We start from the raw sequence: 19,756 nt of genomic DNA on the forward strand, positions 1-19,756 counted from the left end.
TTGACCGTACCGCGCGCCAGTAAGCGCCCGTCGCCAATAAGTTGGCCATGTCACAAGCGATACGATCGGCAAGCCGCGGGCGTGGCGAAATTGGCAGACGCGATGGTTTTAGGTGCCATTGCTCGAAAGAGCTTGAGGGTTCGAGTCCCTCCGCCCGCACTGATGTTTATGCAGTTCAGGTGGTGTTTTCGGCTCCATCCTGGCCAGCCGTGGTCACACTATGAGCACACTTCAAACGCGCGTGGTCGCTGTGGCAAACACCGTCTTGGCGCTCGCCTTCGGCGCGTACCGCGCCTGCAGGTTCTCGGCGCCGTGGTGGTGAACCGAGCTGAGAATTGAGTAGATCGTCCCGACGGACCTTAGACCTACTTCATGAGCAACAAACCTAAGTCCCGAAGCCGCTTGCGGTACCCACAAAGGAAACAAGAAGTCCCCAAACCGCCCAGGTCAGGTCGAGTGCTTGTCGGCTGTCGAGGTTCCGGTCGAATGTCTGGATCTGAGTGGCCGTGTGTGCCTTCATGTTTCGCTCTAACTCCGTCACGGTATCTTTGACCCCATCGATATCCAGCCTCAATTTGGTGATATTGATCGCCATCTCCGATGCCTCGCCGGTTCTGTCGTTCACGTACTGAACAAGGCGTTTGACCTGCTCGTCGAGGCTCTGGGTGATGTCGATGATGTGCGCCGGCGGCGTTTGCGTGACACCCACGCGCCCAAACTTTGCCGTTGACTGGATAGTTGGGACAGTGATCGTTTGGGGCAGGCGCAAGAGCCGTCCCCAGAACATCTTGATCCCGTTGACAATTCGCACCGAGACGGATTGGGCATACGTTGCTCGGACATAGGCGCGGAGCAAACCATAGAAAGCGACCAGCGCCCCCATCGCCTGGATTTCGACGGCGATGTTTTTCCGGCTGAGTAAGCAATGTCGGACAAAGAGCCAATGTGCATTCCACCCGATGGCGGCGCTGCCGGTGTGTTGCCCAACCAACACGGTGGCCGCAAGTATTGCGGCGACGCTACACAGCGCTTTGAGCAACAAACGGGCATCATCACGTCCCATGCGGATTTTTGCTCAATTCGCCTTGCGGCGAATCACATTGCCCGCCGCCCAGCCTGGCCCCGGCTGCGGCTCGCCTTCGAAGAAAATCGTGAACGTCCAACGGCCTGCGTCATCGCGGTCGATCCGCCACGACCGCGACGAACCGTCCCGGACGCGCTCGATTGTTACCCATTGATCATTGAACACGTCAAACAGGCAGTCGCCTACTTGCACGGCAGAGGCCGGAACAATCGCGCGGTCGGATTCGGGAACATCGTGGATGTGCACCGGGGGCTTGGCGGTCATGCCTGGCGACGCTAGCGCCGGATAGTGGGCATACGGAAGTGGTATGCCACCGGCGTGTCTCGCAACACTTCGCGCACCCGGTCCAGCGCGGCCACTATGGCAGCGTTATCGGGTCACGCCCGAGCCGATCCTCGTACCATGTGGCGGCGGGGGCAGGATCGAATTCATGACCCTGCAACGCGGCGGCTTCAATAGTTGTCCACGGTTGATTTGACGCCGACACGTCGGCGTCTGTCTCACGCCGACGAAAACACCCTAGCGTTGCGTTGAGCCAGGGTGTCTAGTCACCACGCACCAAGTCTGAGCGCCGCGCTGTCCCCGAATTGGTGAGTTCTGGTTTATGAGGGGATTGCGCGGGCACTACGATTCGGCGAGTTCCTTGACTCGTGGATCGACCTCGCGGCCCGTCTTTTCACTGGCAGCTACCGCCGCCTGCGCGGCGGCCTTGCGCACGTCGAGGCTGCGTTGCTCGGTTCGGGGGCCGTTATCCGATGTGTGTTCCGTTGTCATCTTCATCCCCTTCACGTCCCGCCCAATGCCGTCTGCTCCGCGATGATCTGAATGATCTCGGAATCGTCTTTAGTCGCCAGTTTAGAAGCCGCCAGCTTAGAGAGCATCTTCCAGCCAACTACGGCTTCGTCATACTCAGTGGTGAACGTACGCTCAAATGCCCACTGTGTGCGCCTCCACCACTCACTGCGCCTGTCGGCCTGATTCTTCTGTTGCCACGTGACGATGACGCCGATGGTCGCTAAGCCCCCGACGATCAGCGTCACCCATGCTTGCGCGGGCATCTGTCCACTATCGCAGATCGGACCCAGCTACGTTGCACGTCGCGAGCAATCACACTCGTGAGCACATTTTGAGCACAACTTCAGCGGAGTTGCACATAACTCATTTGAACCCATCTGACCCTAAAGAGCAGGTCAGTTCGGACTTGAGCGATTGAACAGGATAGCTGAATAGGGTTCGAGTCCCTCCGCCCGCACAGATCTTCAACGCCCGTCAGCAGCGGACGCGCCTCAGTCCTCCACGAAGCGGGCGCGAACCTCCGGCGACGGCAGCGGACAGCTGTCGTACTTCCCGAAAGCCCGGTAGCGGATCGCGGCGAACCTGTCGTAGAGCCAGTCGCGCAGGGGAGCCGGCAGGATGCGGGCGACCGTTAGCACCCGCCATGCCCCGCCGAGGTAATCCGCGACGCGTAGCGCGGCTTCGGATCGGACAGCCACCCGTTCCGACGGCTGGCCGGGGTCGTCGACGAACACCATCGAGTCGACGTTGCCGATCTCCGGGTGCCGCTCGACGATCGCCTTGGCGAACACGCTCTGCAGGGCCGCAAACCGCAGCGGACCGGCGGCATCGAAACGGATTATCGTGCGGACCGATCGATTGCAAAACCCGCAGACACCGTCGTACAGCAGGACCGGGGCCACTGACTCGCCGCTCTCACCGCTCATACTTCCCAGGTTACTGACCGCCGCGCAGCGTGGACAGCGACCGAGGTTGACCTATGGTAAGGCAACCCTTAGTTTGTGGGGGTAACGTACCGAGTCGTGACCGGCTGGCCGGTGATCCGCGGCGGGGTGCCGCCCGCGCGGGATCGTGGCAGGCGTCGAATCCACAGTGTGTGCGGTCCTCACCGGCCGCATCGATCCGCGGCCTCGTGGCGGTGATCCCGCCGGATCGTCAGATCGCCGCCGCGGCGCGGAGCGCCGCGAGAAAGGACCGCCAATGGCACGCGGATTCTCCGGTGTGATGTTGCGCAGCTTCGGCGCACGCGACCACACCGCAACGGTGATCGAAACCGTCCGAATAGCACCGCACTTCGTGCGCGTGCGCATGACGTCTCCGACGCTGTTCGAAGACGTCGATGCCGAACCCGCCGCCTGGCTGCGGTTCTGGTTCCCGGATCCGGACGGATCGAAAACCGAGTTCCAGCGCGCCTACACGATTTCGGAAGCGGACGTTGCGGCCGGCCGCTTCGCGGTCGACATCGTGCTGCACGATCCCGCGGGCCCGGCGTCGCAGTGGGCGCGCACCGTGCAGCCCGGCGCCACCATCGCCGTCATGGCGCTGATGGGTTCATCGCGGTTCGACATGCCCGACGAGCAGCCGGCCGGATATCTGCTCATCGGCGACTCGGCTTCCATCCCCGGAATGAACGGCATCATCGGCGTCGTCCCCGACGACGTCCCGATCGAGATGTACCTCGAACAGCACGACGACAACGACACACTGATCCCGATCGCGCCGCACCCCCGTCTGCGACTGCATTGGGTCGCCCGTCATGACGAGAAATCCCTTGCCGCGGCGATCGAAAGCCGGGACTGGTCCGACTGGTATGCGTGGGCGACGCCGGAGGCCACGACCCTGAAGCAGGTGCGGACCCGGCTGCGCGACGAATTCGGATTCCCCAAATCCGAGGTGCACGCTCAGGCCTACTGGAGCGCCGGGCGCGCGATGGGCACCCGCCGCGGCGACGAGGCCGAGGGATCCGAAAGCGTCGCACCCGCCGTCTCTGCGGAAGAGGTTGCGGCGCAGCTGGAGTCGGCTCAACGGGTCCCGGAGACGACGCCCGCCCCGGTGTCCCGCGGGAACTGGCGCGCCCAGGCTGCCGGCCGATTGCTCGCGCCGCTGCGTTCGGCGTTGATCCTGTCCGGTGTGTTGCAGGCGGTGATCACGCTGGTGCAGCTGGCGCCGTTCGTGCTGCTGGTGGAGCTGGCCCGGCTCCTGGTATCCGGGGCGCCCGCGTCGCGGCTATGGAACGTGGGCATCGCCGCGGTGTCGTTGCTGGGCCTGGGGGCGTTGCTGGGCGCGGCCCTCACCCTGTGGCTCCATCTGGTCGACGCGCGCTTCGCCCGCGATTTGCGTACGGGATTGTTGCGCAAGCTGTCTCGGCTCCCGCTGGGCTGGTTCACCGCACGCGGATCGGGGTCCATCAAGCAGCTGCTGCAGGACGACACGCTGTCCCTGCACTACCTGGTCACCCACGCCATCCCGGACGCCGTCGCCGCGGCCGTCGCGCCGGTTGCGGTGCTGGTCTACCTGTTCGTCGTCGACTGGCGGGTGGCGCTGGTGCTGTTTGCGCCCGTCCTGGTTTACCTGGTGCTGACGTCGTCGCTCACGATTCAGTCGGGTCCGCGCATCCCGCAGTCGCAGCGCTGGGCGGAGACGATGAGCGGCGAGGCCGGCGCCTACCTGGAGGGCCAGCCGGTGATCCGCGTCTTCGGCGGGGCCGCGGCATCGAGTTTCCGGCGGCGCCTGGACGAGTACGTCGGCTTCCTGGTCGCCTGGCAGCGCCCGCTGGCCGGCAAAAAGACGTTCATGGATCTGGTCACCCGCCCGTCGACGTTCCTGTGGCTCATCGCGGCCACCGGCACCCTGCTGGTGGTCGGGGGGCGGATGGATCCGGTGAACCTGCTGCCATTCTTGTTGCTGGGAACCACCTTCGGCGCACGCCTGCTCGGGATCGCCTACGGCCTCGGCGGCATCCGCGCCGGCATGTTGGCCGCCCGGCGCCTGCAGAACACGCTCGACGAACCCGAACTCGCCGTGCGCGATCACGGCGAACCCGCGGGGGAGTCGTCGAAGGCGGTCGTGTTCGACGACGTCAGTTTCGGCTATCGCCCCGGCGTTCCCGTGATCCACGACGTGTCGCTGACCCTGCGCCCCGGCACCGTCACCGCACTCGTCGGCCCGTCGGGATCCGGCAAGTCGACGCTGGCCGCCTTGCTGGCCCGGTTCCACGACGTCGACGGGGGCTCGATACGCGTTGGGGGACAAGACATTCGGTCGATGACCGCCGACCAGCTCTACGCCCAGGTCGGTTTCGTGCTACAGGAGACGCAGTTGGTGCACGGCACCGTGGCGGAAAACATCGCGCTGGCCGCACCCGATGCCACCGCCGCGCAGATCGAACGGGCGGCGCGCGAGGCGCAGATCCACGACCGCATCATGCGCCTGCCGGACGGCTACGACACCATGCTGGGCGCCGGCACCGGCCTGTCCGGCGGGGAGCGCCAGCGCCTCACCATCGCCCGTGCGATCCTGGCCGATACCGAGATTCTCATCCTCGACGAGGCCACCGCGTTCGCCGATCCGGAGTCGGAATACCTTGTGCAGCAAGCGCTCAACCGTTTGACCCAGAACCGCACCGTACTGGTGATCGCGCACCGGCTGCACACCATCACCCGCGCCCACCAGATCGTCGTGCTCGACCACGGCCGCATCGTCGAGCGCGGCACCCACGACGAGTTGCTGGCCGCCGACGGCCGGTATCGGCGGCTGTGGGAGGGCGGCCGCCGCGACCGGGTGGCCGCCGGCGCGGCCGGGGAGGGTGCCCGATGATCCGCACGTGGTTGAGCCTGGTCCCGGCGGATCGCCGCAACCGGGTCGTCGCCTACACGGTGCTGGCGTTGATCTCCGTGGTGGTGCGGGCGGTCGCCACCGTGCTGCTGGTCCCCCTGGTGGGCGCGTTGTTCAGCGACACCCCGCAGCGCGCGATGGTGTGGCTGGGCTGGCTGACCGCCGCCACCGCGCTCGGCTGGGTGATCGACACCGCGACGGCGCGTATCGGCTTCAACCTGGGCTTCGCGGTGCTGGACCACAGCCAGCATGACGTGGCCGACCGACTGCCCGGCGTTCGGCTGGACTGGTTCACCGCCGAGCACACCGCGACCGCGCGGCAGGCGATCGCGGCGACCGGCCCCGAACTCGTCGGCCTCGTCGTCAACCTGCTCACGCCGTTGATCTCGGCCGTGCTGCTGCCCGCCGCCATCGCGGTGGTCCTGTCGCCGGTCTCATGGCAACTGGGACTGGCCGCCCTGGGCGGACTGCCCCTGATGTTGGGCGCGCTGTGGGCGTCGGCCCGCCTGGCGCGTCGCGCCGATTCCACTGCGGCCGAGGCCAATAGCGCGCTCACCGAGCGGATCATCGAGTTCGCCCGGACCCAGCAGGCGTTGCGCGCCGCGCGGCGCGTCGAACCGGCCAGGAGCCTGGTCGGCGACGCGCTGGCCGCCCAACACGGCGCGACCATGCGGCTGCTCTCCATGCAGGTCCCGGGTCAGCTGCTGTTCAGCCTCGCCAGCCAGCTGGCTTTGATCCTGCTCGCCGGGGCGACCACCGCGCTGACGGTGAACGGAACGCTGTCGGTGGCCGAGGCCATCGCGCTGATCGTCGTCATCGTGCGCTACCTCGAGCCGTTCACCACCATCAGCGAGCTGGCGCCGGCGCTGGAGAGCACCCGCGCCACGCTCGACAACATCCGCTCGGTGCTCACCGCGCCGCTGATGAACGCCGGCGCCGCGACGCTGCCGGGCGCCACGGCGCCGCGTATCGACTTCGACGACGTGACGTTCGGGTACCCAGCTGTCGGTGGCGCCACCGACCTGGTGCTCGACGGGGTGAGTTTCTCGTTGGAGCCGGGAAGCACGACGGCGATCGTCGGACCGTCCGGATCCGGCAAGAGCACCATCCTGGCGCTGATCGCCGGGCTGCACGAGCCCACCCGCGGCCGGGTGCTGATCGACGGTGTCGACGCGGCGACGCTGGACGCCGACGCCCGGCGCGCGGCAAGCAGCGTCGTGTTCCAGCATCCCTACCTGTTCCACGGGTCGATCCGCGACAACGTGTTCGCCGGGGACCCGGGCGCCGGCGATGACCGGTTCGCGCGGGCGGTGGCGCTCGCCCGCGTCGACGAGCTCGTCGCACGCCTGCCCGACGGCTCCGACAGCGTCGTCGGTGAAGGCGGCTCGGCACTCTCGGGCGGTGAACGCCAACGCGTCAGCATCGCCCGTGCGCTGCTCAAACCCGCGCCGATACTGCTGGTGGACGAGGCGACCAGCGCTTTGGACACCGAGAACGAAGCCGCCGTGGTCGACGCGCTGACCGCCGACCCGCAATCGCGCACCCAGGTGATCGTCGCGCACCGGTTGGCCAGCATCAGTCACGCCGACCGCGTCCTGTTTCTCGACAGCGGCCAGGTGGTCGAGGACGGCACGGTCGACGAATTGCGTGCTGCGGGCGGGCGTTTCGACGAATTCTGGCGCCAGCAGCACGAGGCCGCCGAATGGCGCATTCTGGCCGACTAAATCACCGCGGTTGACCGCAAATCTTGCGGTATGCCTTACAGTTGGTCAGTCGAACCGAGCTGTCCCCGTACAGGAGGCGTGCCGCTTATGAGTGCTGTGCTGTCGTCGATACCGCGTTACCCCGGCGACGTGACCCCGGCATGGTTGTCGGCCGCGCTCAGTGGGCGCGGCGCGCCGGTGGAGGTCGCCGAGGTGGACGTGGTCGCGATCGGAACGGGGCAGACCGGGGCGACCTACCGGGTGACCGCCCGCTATGCGACGGATCCCGGTGACCTGCCGCGGACCTTTGTGATCAAACTGCCGGCCCAGGACGACACCGTGCGCGACAGGGTGGTCATCGGCTACCGCAGCGAATGCGCGTTCTACTCCTCGGTGGCGGATCGGGTGCAGGTGCCGACCCCGCGCTGCTTCTACTCCGAGATCACCGAGGATGCAATGGATTTCGCCCTGCTGCTCGCCGATCAGGCGCCGGCCGTGCAGGGCGATCAGCTCATCGGTTGCGGTGAAGCCGAAGCGCGGCTGGCGGTGAACGCGCTGGCCGGCCTGCACGCGCCGACCTGGTGTGACCCCGCCTGGCTCGATTTCCCCGGCATCGCGTTTGGGCGCCCCGATGAGTCCGGCGCAGCCGGCATGGGCGAAGTGGCGAAGATGAGCGCCGACATCACGCTGGAGAAGCTGGGCGCTCGCATGAGGGCCGAAGACCGCGATACCTTCAGCGCGGCCATGGGTGTGATCACACCGTGGCTGCTGTCCGAGTACGACCGGTTCGCCCTGCTGCACGGCGACTACCGGCTGGACAATCTGCTGTTCGATCCGGACCGGACCCGGGTCAGCGTGGTCGACTGGCAGACGCTCGGGGTGGGCCTGCCGACCCGGGATCTCGCGTACTTCACCGCAACCAGCCTCAATTCGCAGCTGCGAGCCGCCATCGAGGAGGAGCTGGTCGCCGACTACCATCGCGCGCTGACCGCCGGCGGTGTCAGCGACTACGACCGCGAAACATGTTGGCGCGATTACCGGCTCGGGGTCCTGCAGGCGCCGCTGATCTCGGCGCTGGGATTCGCGTTCGCCGCCGCGACCGAGCGTGGCGACGACATGGTGCTGGCCATGCTCAGCCGCGGCTGTCAGGCGATCCGCGAGCTGGGCACGCTCGAATTAATCGAGCACTGATCGCCGGGTTGCCTCCTGAGCCAGCTGCATCCGCGACGTGAGCCCGAGTTTCGCGTAGACGTGGGTCAGGTGCGTCTGTACGGTGCGCGGGGAAATGAAGAGGCGTTCGCCGATGTCCTTGTTGCCCAGTCCCTCGCCGACGAGGCGGACGACATCGCGCTCGGTCGGGGTCAGCGAGTCCCAACCGCTGGGCGGGCGTTTGCGTTCACCCCGCCCGCGGCGGGCGTAGGCGATCGCCTCGTCGGTGGACAGAGCGGCTCCTGCGGTCCAGGCGTCATCGAACTCCTTGTCCGTCAAGGCGTCGCGGGCCTTTTCCACCGACGCCTGGTAGTCGGCGTCGTACACCCGGAAGCGGACTATCCCGGTGCGCTCGCGGACGGCGTGCGCCGCGCCGAGAAGCCGCGTCGCTTCCGGGTGGCTGCCGGCGTCTCCGGCCACCCGGGCGAGGCACTCCAATAGGTCGGGAACGAACAAGTGGGCCTGCGTGTCCGCGGCGCGGGTCAGCGCGTCATGGAGATCGCGTTCGGCTCGCCCGGGCTCGTTTTCCGCCAGGGCCACGCGCGCCCGAGTGAGCAGCGCCTGCACCGTGAACCAGCCCACCCCCGTCGCGACGTCTTCCTCGGCGAAGCGACGCGCGGCCGTCAGATCGCCCCGGGCGAGCGCGGCCTGTGCCGAGGGTTTGTTGGCAGGGCTCGCCAGCGGCAAGCCGGCGAACCGCTCGCGCGCCGCATCGCTGGCATCGGTGGCCGCGCCCACGTCGCCACCGGCGAGCGCTGCGAACGCCAGCGCCGCGTAGACGACACCTTCCTGGTAGCGGCCGATCCCCGCGGCGTCGTCGAGCGCCTCCAGCGCAAGCGCCCGCCCCACGTCCGCCTGTCCGCTGTGGGCCAGCACGTGGCCCAGGGCCGCGCGGGCATTGACCTGCCAGATCAGGGCGTGTGCCGCATCCGCTTCGATCATCAATTCGCGATGCCCCGCTTCGGCCCCCGCGACGTCGCCCCGCACCCATTGCACGCCGGTGAGACACCACCGGCATGCGCGCGAGTAGCCCCGGTCGCCGGCCTCGTCGGCGAGGTCACGGCCTTCCGTCGCTGCCGCCGCGGCGGCGTCCAGATCCCCGCCGCCGAGCAGGGCGGCGAGCGCCTGGCTGTAGAGGAGCTGGCTCAGCCTCCACCGGTCGCCCATCGCTCGGGTCAGGTTTTCCGCCTCCGATAAGTAGGGCCGGGCCAGTTCGGCGTCCAAGGCGGCGAGGCGTCCGCATGCGGTGAGGGTCCGCGCCAATAGCGCCGGATCGTCGAGCTCGCGCGCGATGGCCAGCGAACGCTGCGCGCGGGCAAAGCCTTCCGCGTCGCGCATGTTGTCCAGGAATGCCTTGTCGGCCAGCGCCCGCGCGATCGCGTGGAGAGCCACGTCGGCGCCCGGACGCTCCGCGTCGGCAAGACCCGCGTCGAGCCAGTCCGATCCCTCCCGGAGGCCGCCCCGGGTGAGCCACAGCGGCTGCAGCGACGTCGCCAGCTGCAATGCGCTGTCGGTGTCGGAGTTCTCCCGGCTCCACGCGAAGGCGGCACGCAGATTGTCGATTTCGGTCTGCGCTCGATCGAGCAGGGGCTCCAGGCCGATGTCCCCCGGAACGTCGAGCGCCGTCGCCAGCGCGGTGAAATGGTCACGGTGCCGTTGCCGCACAGCGATGCTTCCGGGGATTCGCTGAGCTTTTCCTGCGCATACTGGCGAATCGTCTCCAGCAATCGGTATCGCATTGGGCCGCCGGCGGATTCGGCCGTCACCAGCGACTTGTCGATGAGCAGCGCCAGCACATCCAGCACCTGGTGCTGGGCCAGGCCTTTGTCACAGACCACCTTTCGGCAGGCGTCGAGGTCGAACCCGCCCATGAACACGCCGAGCCGGCGGAACAAGATCCGCTCCGGCTCGGTCAACAGCGCGTGCGACCAGTCCACCGAGGCGCGCAGCGTCTGCTGGCGGCGCACCGCCGTCCGCGATCCGCCGGTCAGCAAGCGGAACCGGTCCTGCAGGCCGGCGAGAATCTCGTTGGGCGACAACGCGCGTACGCGTGCCGCGGCCAACTCGATCGCCAGCGGCATGCCGTCGAGGCGGCGGCAGATTTCTTGCACGGCGGCCGCGTTGCCGTCCTCGAGGTTGAAGCCCGGGCGCGCGTGCCCGGCGCGGTCGGCGAACAGCCGCGCGGCGTCGTCGTCGAACGACAGGGACGGCACCCGCCACGTCACCTCGCCGCTCACCCCGATCGGCTCGCGGCTCGTCGCCAGCACCGTCAACCGCGGGCAGGCGCCCAGCAGCGCACCGGTCAGCGCGGCGCTGGCGTCCAGCAGGTGCTCACAGTTGTCGAGCACCACCAGCATGCGCCGGTCGCCGATGAACTGCAGCAGGCTTTTCTCCGGGGATCGCCCGGGCTGATCCGGTAGCCCCAACGCCCGGGCGGTGGTGAGCGACACCAGGTCGGGGTCGGTGAGCGGAGCCAGGTCCACATACCAGATTCCGTCGGCGTAGTCCCCGGCGACACTGGCGGCGACCTGAACGGCCAGCCGGGTCTTGCCCGCGCCGCCGGCGCCGGTCAGCGTCACGAACCTGTTCTGCGCGAGCATGTCTCGCACCTCGCGCATTTCGGCTTCGCGCCCCACAAAGCTGGTCAGTTGCGCGGGAAGGCGTTGAGAGACAACAGATTCGCGTTTCCGAAGCGGCGGAAACTCGTTGCACAGGTCGGGATGGCACAGTTGCACCACCCGCTCCGGGCGCGGCAGATCTCGCAGCGCATGGGTTCCGAGGTCGGTCAACCAGGCGTCGTCGGCGAGCGTGTCGGCGACCAGATCGCCGGTGGTGCCCGACAACACCGTCTGGCCGCCATGCGCGAGCTCGCGGAGTCGCGCCGTGCGGTTGATGGCCGGCCCCACATAGTTGTTCTCGTCGCGCAGCTGAACCTCGCCGGTATGCACACCGATCCGCAGTCGCAACGGTGCCAATGGCGCCCGTTGCAACGCGAGCGCGCACGCCACCGCGTCGGACGCGCGGCTGAACGCGATGACGAAGCTGTCGCCCTCACCCTGCTCGACCGGGCGGATTCCGCGATGGGCCCCGACCAACTCGGCCAGCGTTTGATCCAGATTGGCGATCGCCGCGGTCATCTCCTGCGGCTGGGAGTCCCACAGCTGCGTCGAGCCCTGGACGTCGGCCAGCAGCAGCGTCACGGTGCCGGTCGGCAGGGGCTCGTTCATCGCTTCGCCTACGCCCAGGTCGCTCCACTCGATCTCGCTCATGTTAGCCAGCATGGGCCGGGCGCACGCCGCAAAACATCGGCGGATGCGCGTAGATTTCCGGCGGTTTACAGATCGCCGGTGAAGTCGGCGCTCAGCCAGCGGTCGGGCCGGATGGTGAAGAGCACCTCCTCGACGCCTTCCATGCTTTGGACGAACGCCCGCCCGCCTTCTTCGCCGAGGTAGCGAACGGCGATGGCTTCCTGCAGATCGGCCGGGGCCGGCTTGGTGGTCTCGACCACCGCGCCCTCGACCACCACGTACTGGTACGGCGGCTCCTCGCGCTGGACGACGAGCGTCACCACCCCCGCCCGCTCGATGAGCCGCGCCTTGCGGCTGGACGCGCCGGTCATGATCCGGACGTTGCCGCCGGGCGTGTAGTCGTACCAGATCGGGACGCTAGCCGGCGGCCGGCCATCGGTGGCCGCGACGGACAGGACGCCGACGTGCTTGGCGGCCAGGAACTCCTGACGTTCGGTCTCGGTGAAGGCTTTCATGTGGCGTGAAAGCGCGGATGCTCCGCGATCTATTCCCGCCGCGCTGGTCTCAGTACTGCGTCGAGCCCTGATCGACGGGGATCTGCGCGGCGGTGACCTTGCGGGACTCGTCGCTGGCCAGCCAGCACACGGTGTCGGCGATCTCCTCCGGCTCGGCGATCCAGTCCGGCAGGAACGGGGTGAGGACGTGCGACAGCTGCGGGTTGGTCTCCATCGTCTTGCCCACCGCCGTGACCATGTCACCCGACCCCATCGGAGTGTTCACCGGGCCCGGGTGGACGCTGTTGACCCGGATCGAGTGCTTGCCCAACTCGGCGGCGAACGCCCGCGCCAGCCCGGTGACGGCGTGCTTGCTGGCGGTGTAGTGAATCATGAACGGCTGCATCTTCATCCCGGCAGCGGAACTGATCAGGATGATGGAGCCGCCGCGGCCGCCGTCGATGATCTTGTCCGCGCCGGCCATCACGGTGTTCCACGTGCCGGTCACGTTGATGTCCATGACGTCCCGGAAGTCTTCCGGCGTGATGTCGTCCCATGCCTGCGGCGCCGCGACCCCGGCGTTGGCGACGATGATGTCCAACCGGCCCAGCGCGGCGACACCGTCCGCGACGACCTTTCGCAGTCCGTCGAAGTCGCGCGTGTCCACGACCGACGCGATGATGCGGCGGTTCGATTCTTCGACCAGGCGAACGGTTTCGCTCAGGTCGTCCGGGCTCGCCGGGTCGTAAGGTACGCAGGACGGCAGCTTGCCGGCGATGTCGACGGCGATGATGTCCGCGCCTTCGGAGGCCATGCGCACCGCGTGTGCCCGGCCCTGGCCGCGCGCCGCGCCGGTAATCAATGCCACTTTTCCGGCAAGCCTGCCTGCCATTAACGCTCCTTCGTTGTGCTGGTCCGCCCCGCCGCCTTGACCAGATTCGATCCGATGATCAGACGCTGAATCTCGCTGGTGCCCTCGTAGAGCCGCAGCAGGCGCACGTCGCGGTAAATGCGCTCGACCACAACGCCACGCATGTAGCCGCTGCCGCCGTGGATCTGCACCGCGAGATCCGCGACGTTGCCGGCCATTTCGGTGCAGAACAGCTTGGCCGCCGACGGGGCGATCCTGCGGTCCTGATCGGTGACCCATAGCCGCGCCGCGTCCCGCACCAGCGCGCGGCCGGCCATCACGCCGGCCTGCTGGTCGGCGAGCATCGCCTGCACCAACTGGAAGCTTCCGATCGGCGCCCCGCCCTGCGTCGCGGTGGCGGCATACGCGACGGATTCGTCGAGCGCGCGTTGGGCGGCGCCCACGGCGAGGGCGGCGATGTGTACCCGGCCGCGGGCCAGCGAGGTCATCGCCGCCCGATAGCCGATGTCTTCGCTGCCGCCGATCAGCGCGCCGTCGTCCACCCGGACATCGTCGAAGACGACGTCGGCGGTCCACGCGCCTTCCTGGCCCATCTTGGCGTCCTTGGCACCAACCTGCACGCCGGCGGCATCGGCCGGAACCAAAAAGACCGCGATCCCGGGTCCCTTGTCGTCGGCCGGGCGGGTGCGGGCGAACACCACGAAAAGGTTGGCGACTGGCGCGTTGGTGATGAACCGCTTCTGCCCGGAGATCACCCAATTGTCGCCGTCGCGAACCGCTTTGGTGCGCAGGCCGGCGGGGTTCGATCCGGCGCCGGGTTCGGTCAGCGCGAAGGAGGCGACGACGTCGCCGGACGCGATCGACTCCAACCAGCGCGACTTCTGTTCGTCGGTGCCGAACCCGACCAAGACCTGTCCGGCGATGCCGTTGTTGGTGCCGAACATCGACCGCAGCGCCAGCGACGTGTAGCCCAGCTCCATCGCCAGCTCGACGTCTTGCATCAGGTTGAGGCCGAGGCCGCCCCATTCCTGGGGGATCGCGTAGCCGAACAGGCCCATCCTCTTGGCCTCATCGCGCAGGTCGTCGGGGACGCGGTCGTCGTCGAGGAACTCCTGCTCGCGGGGGACGACCGCGCTGCGCACGAATTGCCTTGTCTGAGCCAGGATCTCGCGGAAGTCCTCGTCGGAGACTTCGGCGATTTCGGCGGTGGCCATCGGCTCCACGCTCCTCTCCCGATCCGGGGCACCCCGGTTCAGGGGAGGATCCTATATCAAATATGATATTTGCCTTGAGGGTGCCCGATGGCGGCGATAACAGAGAAGGATGTGTGATCCAGGTGGCGTTGTTGACAGGTCAGACCGCGGTAATCACCGGCGGAGCGCAGGGACTCGGTCTGGCCATCGCGGAGCGCTTTGTCGCCGAGGGGGCGCGGGTCGTTCTCGGCGACGTCAATCTCGAGGAGACCCAGGTGGTGGCCAAGCAGCTGGGCGGTGACGACGTCGCGATCGCGGTGCGCTGCGATGTCACCCAGTCATCCGACGTCGAGACCCTGATCCAGACCGCGGTCGAGCGGTTCGGCGGCCTGGACATCATGGTCAACAACGCCGGGATCACCCGGGACGCGACGATGCGCAAGATGACCGAGGAGCAGTTCGACCAGGTCATCAACGTCCACCTGAAAGGGACCTGGAACGGCACCCGGCTGGCCGCCGCCATCATGCGGGAAAACAAGCGCGGCGCCATCATCAACATGTCCTCGGTGTCGGGCAAGGTCGGCATGGTCGGCCAGACCAACTACTCGGCGGCCAAGGCCGGCATCGTCGGCATGACCAAGGCGGCCGCCAAAGAGCTGGCGTACCTGGGCGTGCGGGTCAACGCGATCGCCCCCGGTTTGATCCGGTCGGCGATGACGGAGGCCATGCCGCAGCGCATTTGGGATTCGAAGGTGGCCGAGGTGCCGATGGGCCGGGCCGGTGAGCCGAGCGAGGTCGCCAGCGTTGCGCTGTTCCTGGCCTCCGACCTGTCGTCATACATGACCGGCACCGTCATGGAAATCACCGGCGGCCGACACCTGTGAGAACCCCCGCGAGCAGTCCCCCGCAAGCGGGAGGTGCCCCCGGCAAAATCGCACAAATCTTGCCGCATCAATGCGATTCTGCGTCTGCTCGGCATCAGGACAGGAGTCACAATGCGTGAAACCGTCATCTGTGAGCCGGTGCGGACGCCGATCGGCCGCTACGGCGGAATGTTCAAGGCGCTCAGCGCCGTCGATCTCGGTGTCACCGCCCTGAAGGGTCTGCTCGGGCGAACCGGGCTGGCGCCCGACGCCGTGCAAGACGTGATCCTCGGCCACTGCTATCCCAACAGCGATGCGCCGGCGATCGGGCGCGGGGTGGCGCTGGATTCCGGTCTGCCGGTGACGGTTCCGGGCATGCAGGTCGACCGGCGTTGCGGTTCGGGCCTGCAAGCGGTGATCCAGGCGTGCCTGCAGGTGGGGAATGGCGACCACGATCTCGTCGTCGCCGGGGGCTGCGAAAGCATGAGCAACGTCGCCTTCTACTCCACCGATATGCGCTGGGGCGGAGCCCGCGGTGGCGTCCAGGTCCACGACGGGCTGGCGCGCGGACGCACGACGGCCGGCGGGCGGCACTACCCGGTGCCGGGCGGAATGCTGGAGACCGCCGAGAATTTGCGCCGCCAGTACGGCATTTCGCGCCAGGAGCAAGACGAGCTGGCGGTGCGGTCGCATCAGCGCGCGGTGGCGGCGCAAAAGGATGGCATCCTGGCTGACGAGATCATTCCGGTTGCCGTCCCCACGCGCAGCGGCGAGGAAGTCATCGACACCGACGAGCACCCGCGCGCGGACACGTCGGTGGAGTCGTTGGGCAAGCTCAAACCCGTTCTGCTGAAGGAGGACCCGGAGGCGACGGTCACGGCCGGCAACTCCAGCGGGCAGAACGACGCGGCGTCCCTGTGCGTGGTGACCACACCGGAGAAAGCCGACGCGTACGGACTGACGCCGTTGGTGCGCCTCGTGTCCTGGGGGGTGGCGGGGGTGGCGCCCAACATCATGGGCATCGGGCCGGTCCCCGCGACGGAGGTGGCGCTGTCCAAGGCGAACCTGGCGCTGTCGGACATCGATCTCATCGAGCTCAACGAAGCCTTTGCCGCGCAAGCGCTTGCGGTGATGCGGGAATGGAATTTCGGCGCGGCCGACCATGAGCGCACCAATGTGCACGGTTCGGGAATCTCGCTGGGCCACCCGGTGGGCGCCACGGGCGGACGGATGCTCGCCACGCTGGCGCGCGAGCTCGATCGCCGGCAGGCGCGCTACGGGCTGGAGACCATGTGCATCGGCGGCGGCCAGGGACTTGCCGCCGTCTTCGAACGGGTCGCATCGAGATGACCGAACCCGGGTTACCTCTGAACGGCCTCACCGTCGTGGAGGTGTCCAGCTTCGTCGCCGCGCCCCTATGCGGCATGACGCTGAATCAGCTTGGCGCAGAGGTGATCCGGGTCGACCCGATCGGCGGCGCGTCCGACGTGCAACGCTGGCCGCTGTCGGCGGACGGTACGTCGATCTATTGGACGGGCCTGAACAAGGGAAAGCGTTCGGCCACCATCGATCTGCGCTCCGAAGACGGCCAGGCATTGGTTCAGCGGCTGATTGTCGAGGGCGACGGCATCGTCGTGACCAACGCCGCCGGGCTGTCCTGGCTGAGCCACGACGTCCTGGCGGCCCGGCGCCCCGACGTCATCCACGTCCAGTTACTCGGGCGCGGTGACGGTTCTACGGGCGTGGATTACACGGTCAACGCAGGGCTGGGCTATCCGCTCGTCACGGGCCCCGCCGATCATGCCGGTCCGATCAATCACGTCTTGCCGGCCTGGGATGTGTGCTGCGGACTGTACGCCGCGCTGTCCGTCGTCACCGCCGTCCACCGCCGTGACAAGTCCGGGGCGGGGACGCGAATCAGCCTGGCGCTGGAGGACGTGGCGCTGGCCACCGCCGCCAATTTGGGGTTGCTCACCGAGCCGCAAGTCAATGGGACGCAACGGGAACGGCTGGGCAACGCCATCTACGGCCAGTACGGGCAGGACTTCACCTGTCGTGACGGCGCCCGGTTCATGGTCGTCACCCTCACCAAGCGGCACTTCCGCGATCTGGTCGAGGTCACGGGTACCGGCGCCGCGGTGTCGGCGCTCGCCGGGGCGCTCGAGGTGGATTTCGGATCCGAAGGCGATCGGTACCGGTACCAGGATGTGCTGTCCGGGCTGTTCGCCACCTGGTTCAGCGATCACAGCGCCGACGAGGTCACCGCCGCTCTGTCGGAGACCACGGTGCTGTTCGAGCGGTACCGAACCTTCGCCGAGGTCGCGGCGGGGCCGAAAGTCGCTGATAATCCGCTGTTTTCGCGATTGCATCAGCCGGGTCTCGGCGACTACTTCGCGCCCGGCCTGCCGGCCGCGTTCGACGGCGCCCATCCCGCCAGCGCGCCCGCGCCCGCTTTGGGACAAGACACCGCCCAGGTCCTCCAGCGGGTCTTGGGGCTGACCACCGCCGACGTCGAGCGCCTGACGGACGCCAAGACGATCGCGGGCTGAGCGGCCGGAAGGGAACCACGCACATGACCAAACTCGCCCAGACGCTTGGATTGACCGACGTCCAGACCGAGATCATCGCCACCGTACGGCAATTCGTCGAAAAGGAAGTCATCCCCAACGCGGTTGAGCTGGAACGCGCCGACACCTACCCGCAGGCCATCGTCGACCAGATGCGTGACATGGGCCTGTTCGGTCTGATGATTCCCGAGGAGTACGGCGGCCTGGGGGAATCGCTGCTGACCTACGCCCTGTGCGTCGAAGAGCTTGCGCGCGGGTGGATGAGCGTGTCCGGGGTGCTCAACACCCATTTCATCGTGGCGTACATGCTGCGCCAGCACGGCACCGACGAGCAGAAGCAACGGTTCCTGCCGCGCATGGCGGCCGGTGAGACTCGCGGCGCCTTCTCGATGTCGGAGCCCGAGCTGGGCTCGGACGTTGCCGCGATCCGGACCCGGGCGCGACGCAACGACGACGGCACCTACACGATCGACGGCCAGAAAATGTGGCTGACCAACGGTGCCACCTCGACGCTGGTGGCGACGCTGGTGCGCACGGACGAGGGCTCGGACAAGCCGCACCGCAACCTGACCGCCTTCCTGGTCGAGAAGCCGGTCGGCTTCGGCGAAGTCGTTCCGGGCCTGCGCATTCCGGGCAAGATCGACAAGCTGGGCTACAAGGGCATCGATACCACCGAGATGATTTTCGACGGCTACCAGGCGAGCGCCGATGACGTCCTCGGCGGGGCGACGGGGCAGGGCTTTTTCCAGATGATGGATGGCATCGAGGTCGGTCGTGTCAACGTGTCGGCCCGCGCGTGCGGGGTCGGGATTCGCGCTTTCGAGCTCGCGGTGCGCTACGCACAACAACGCGAGACCTTCGGCAAGCCTATCGCCGAGCATCAGGCCATCGCCTTCCAGCTGGCGGAGATGGCGACCAAAGTCGAAGCCGCACACCTGATGATGGTGAACGCGGCGCGGCTGAAGGACTCGGGGGAGCGCAACGACGTCGCCGCCGGAATGGCCAAGTACCTGTGCAGCGAGTACTGCGCCGAGGTCACCCAGCAGAGCTTCCGGATCCACGGCGGCTACGGCTATTCCAAGGAATACGAGATCGAGCGGCTGATGCGTGACGCGCCGTTCCTGCTCATCGGCGAGGGAACCAGCGAGATCCAGAAGAACATCATCAGCAAGCGACTGCTCGCCGAATATCAGGTGTGAAACCATGAGCGTTCCGGATTTCGCTGCGCGCCCTCAACTTTCCGAGGACGTTGCGCGCTTGATCCGCAGCAGGATCTTCGATGGCACCTATGCCGCCGGGTCGTACGTCCGGCTCGATCAACTGGCTGCGGAGCTGGGCATCAGTGTCACACCGGTGCGTGAGGCGCTGTTCGCGTTGCGCGCCGAAGGCTTGATCGCCCAGCAGCCGCGCCGCGGTTTCGTGGTGTTGCCGGTCACCGGGCGCGACGTCACGGACGTGGCGAACGTGCAGGCGCATGTGGGCGGTGAGCTGGCCGCGCGGGCCGCGCTCAACATCACCGCCGACCAGCTACGCGAGCTCAAGGAGATCCAGGCGCAGCTGGAGGATGCCTATGCCGGCGATGAGCACGAGCACACCGTGGGCCTGAACCACGAATTTCACCGGGCCATCAACATCGCCGCCAATTCGCCGAAGCTGGCGCAGCTGATGTCGCAGATCACCCGCTACGCACCCGAATCGGTGTTTCCCGCCATCGAGGGCTGGCCCGAGCAGTCCATGAAGGACCATCGGCGGATCTTGTCCGCGCTGAAAAAGCGTGACGGCGAGCTGGCGCGGGCGGCCATGTCGGAACATCTCGCCGCCGGCGCGGTTCCGTTGATCGATCACCTCGTCGCGCGCGGTGTGGTGGTGGAGGAATAGCCACCACCATCCCTTGT

General features: G+C 67.4%; 16 protein-coding genes, 1 tRNA gene and 1 pseudogene. 9 read left to right on the forward strand and 9 right to left on the reverse strand.

The features are described 5' to 3' along the window. Positions 1-75 precede the first annotated feature (75 nt). Positions 76-159, forward strand: a tRNA-Leu gene (locus AC0KTM_RS05040). Between the two features lie 226 nt (positions 160-385). On the opposite strand, the gene AC0KTM_RS05045 is transcribed toward AC0KTM_RS05040, so the two are convergent. The 5 genes from AC0KTM_RS05045 to AC0KTM_RS05065 form a co-directional block, all read right to left on the reverse strand. Continuing rightward, positions 386-1,063, reverse strand: a complete 678-nt coding sequence (locus AC0KTM_RS05045; protein ID WP_472415098.1) for a hypothetical protein — start codon at positions 1,061-1,063, stop codon at positions 386-388. 12 nt (positions 1,064-1,075) lie between these two features. After that, a complete protein-coding gene (locus AC0KTM_RS05050; RefSeq protein ID WP_225326677.1) occupies positions 1,076-1,348 on the reverse strand; it encodes a hypothetical protein in 273 nt (90 codons plus the stop codon). Positions 1,349-1,708: 360 nt separating this feature from the next. After that, on the reverse strand, positions 1,709-1,858 hold the full coding sequence (locus AC0KTM_RS05055; protein WP_225326676.1) for a hypothetical protein: 150 nt from the start codon (positions 1,856-1,858) through the stop codon (positions 1,709-1,711). A gap of 11 nt (positions 1,859-1,869) precedes the next feature. Beyond that, positions 1,870-2,142 (reverse strand): hypothetical protein, encoded by a 273-nt coding sequence (locus tag AC0KTM_RS05060; protein ID WP_225326675.1) that lies wholly within the window; start codon positions 2,140-2,142, stop codon positions 1,870-1,872. 228 nt (positions 2,143-2,370) lie between these two features. Further along, a complete protein-coding gene (locus AC0KTM_RS05065; RefSeq protein WP_225326674.1) occupies positions 2,371-2,805 on the reverse strand; it encodes a thiol-disulfide oxidoreductase DCC family protein in 435 nt (144 codons plus the stop codon). A gap of 274 nt (positions 2,806-3,079) precedes the next feature. Between AC0KTM_RS05065 and AC0KTM_RS05070 the strand changes: the two genes are divergently transcribed. From AC0KTM_RS05070 to AC0KTM_RS05080, 3 genes are all read left to right on the forward strand, one after another. Continuing rightward, entirely contained in the window at positions 3,080-5,695 is a 2,616-nt protein-coding gene (locus tag AC0KTM_RS05070) for an ABC transporter ATP-binding protein/permease (RefSeq protein ID WP_472415100.1), read from the forward strand. After that, positions 5,692-7,437, forward strand: coding sequence for an ABC transporter ATP-binding protein (locus AC0KTM_RS05075; RefSeq protein ID WP_472415102.1), 1,746 nt, complete (start codon positions 5,692-5,694; stop codon positions 7,435-7,437). The genes AC0KTM_RS05070 and AC0KTM_RS05075 overlap by 4 nt, the downstream gene beginning before the upstream one ends. An 87-nt stretch (positions 7,438-7,524) precedes the next feature. Then, positions 7,525-8,607, forward strand: coding sequence for a phosphotransferase family protein (locus AC0KTM_RS05080; protein ID WP_238957446.1), 1,083 nt, complete (start codon positions 7,525-7,527; stop codon positions 8,605-8,607). Here the strand turns inward: AC0KTM_RS05080 and AC0KTM_RS05085 are convergent. The 4 genes and pseudogenes from AC0KTM_RS05085 to AC0KTM_RS05100 form a co-directional block, all read right to left on the reverse strand. Then, positions 8,593-11,852, reverse strand: a pseudogene (locus AC0KTM_RS05085) (LuxR C-terminal-related transcriptional regulator). The gene AC0KTM_RS05080 and the pseudogene AC0KTM_RS05085 overlap by 15 nt on opposite strands. 107 nt (positions 11,853-11,959) lie before the next feature. After that, a complete protein-coding gene (locus AC0KTM_RS05090; RefSeq protein ID WP_225326670.1) occupies positions 11,960-12,388 on the reverse strand; it encodes a pyridoxamine 5'-phosphate oxidase family protein in 429 nt (142 codons plus the stop codon). A 49-nt stretch (positions 12,389-12,437) separates the two neighbouring features. Beyond that, positions 12,438-13,259 (reverse strand): mycofactocin-coupled SDR family oxidoreductase, encoded by an 822-nt coding sequence (locus tag AC0KTM_RS05095; RefSeq protein WP_225326669.1) that lies wholly within the window; start codon positions 13,257-13,259, stop codon positions 12,438-12,440. Then, positions 13,259-14,452 carry an acyl-CoA dehydrogenase family protein gene (locus AC0KTM_RS05100; protein ID WP_472415103.1) on the reverse strand — a complete coding sequence of 398 codons (1,194 nt, stop codon included), beginning with the start codon at positions 14,450-14,452 and terminating at the stop codon, positions 13,259-13,261. Before AC0KTM_RS05100 ends, AC0KTM_RS05095 begins: the two co-directional genes overlap by 1 nt. A 113-nt stretch (positions 14,453-14,565) precedes the next feature. Here AC0KTM_RS05100 and fabG point away from each other — a divergent pair, with 113 nt between their 5' ends. The 5 genes from fabG to AC0KTM_RS05125 all read left to right on the forward strand — a co-directional run bounded on the left by fabG (position 14,566) and on the right by AC0KTM_RS05125 (position 19,739). Next, positions 14,566-15,315, forward strand: a complete 750-nt coding sequence (fabG, locus tag AC0KTM_RS05105) for a 3-oxoacyl-ACP reductase FabG (RefSeq protein ID WP_225326752.1) — start codon at positions 14,566-14,568, stop codon at positions 15,313-15,315. A gap of 111 nt (positions 15,316-15,426) precedes the next feature. Continuing rightward, the gene (locus AC0KTM_RS05110; RefSeq protein ID WP_238957448.1) at positions 15,427-16,644 is read left to right on the forward strand and encodes an acetyl-CoA C-acetyltransferase; all 1,218 of its coding nucleotides are present in this window, start codon (positions 15,427-15,429) and stop codon (positions 16,642-16,644) included. Then, positions 16,641-17,843, forward strand: coding sequence for a CoA transferase (locus AC0KTM_RS05115; RefSeq protein WP_238957449.1), 1,203 nt, complete (start codon positions 16,641-16,643; stop codon positions 17,841-17,843). Before AC0KTM_RS05110 ends, AC0KTM_RS05115 begins: the two co-directional genes overlap by 4 nt. A gap of 23 nt (positions 17,844-17,866) precedes the next feature. Next, positions 17,867-19,060, forward strand: a complete 1,194-nt coding sequence (locus AC0KTM_RS05120; RefSeq protein ID WP_238957450.1) for an acyl-CoA dehydrogenase family protein — start codon at positions 17,867-17,869, stop codon at positions 19,058-19,060. 4 nt (positions 19,061-19,064) lie between these two features. Further along, complete coding sequence (locus tag AC0KTM_RS05125; protein ID WP_238957451.1) at positions 19,065-19,739, forward strand: GntR family transcriptional regulator; 675 nt, start codon at positions 19,065-19,067, stop codon at positions 19,737-19,739. Positions 19,740-19,756: the final 17 nt, after the last annotated feature.

Source organism: Mycobacterium sp. NTMscope_Eco_3 (genome assembly GCF_976985685.1).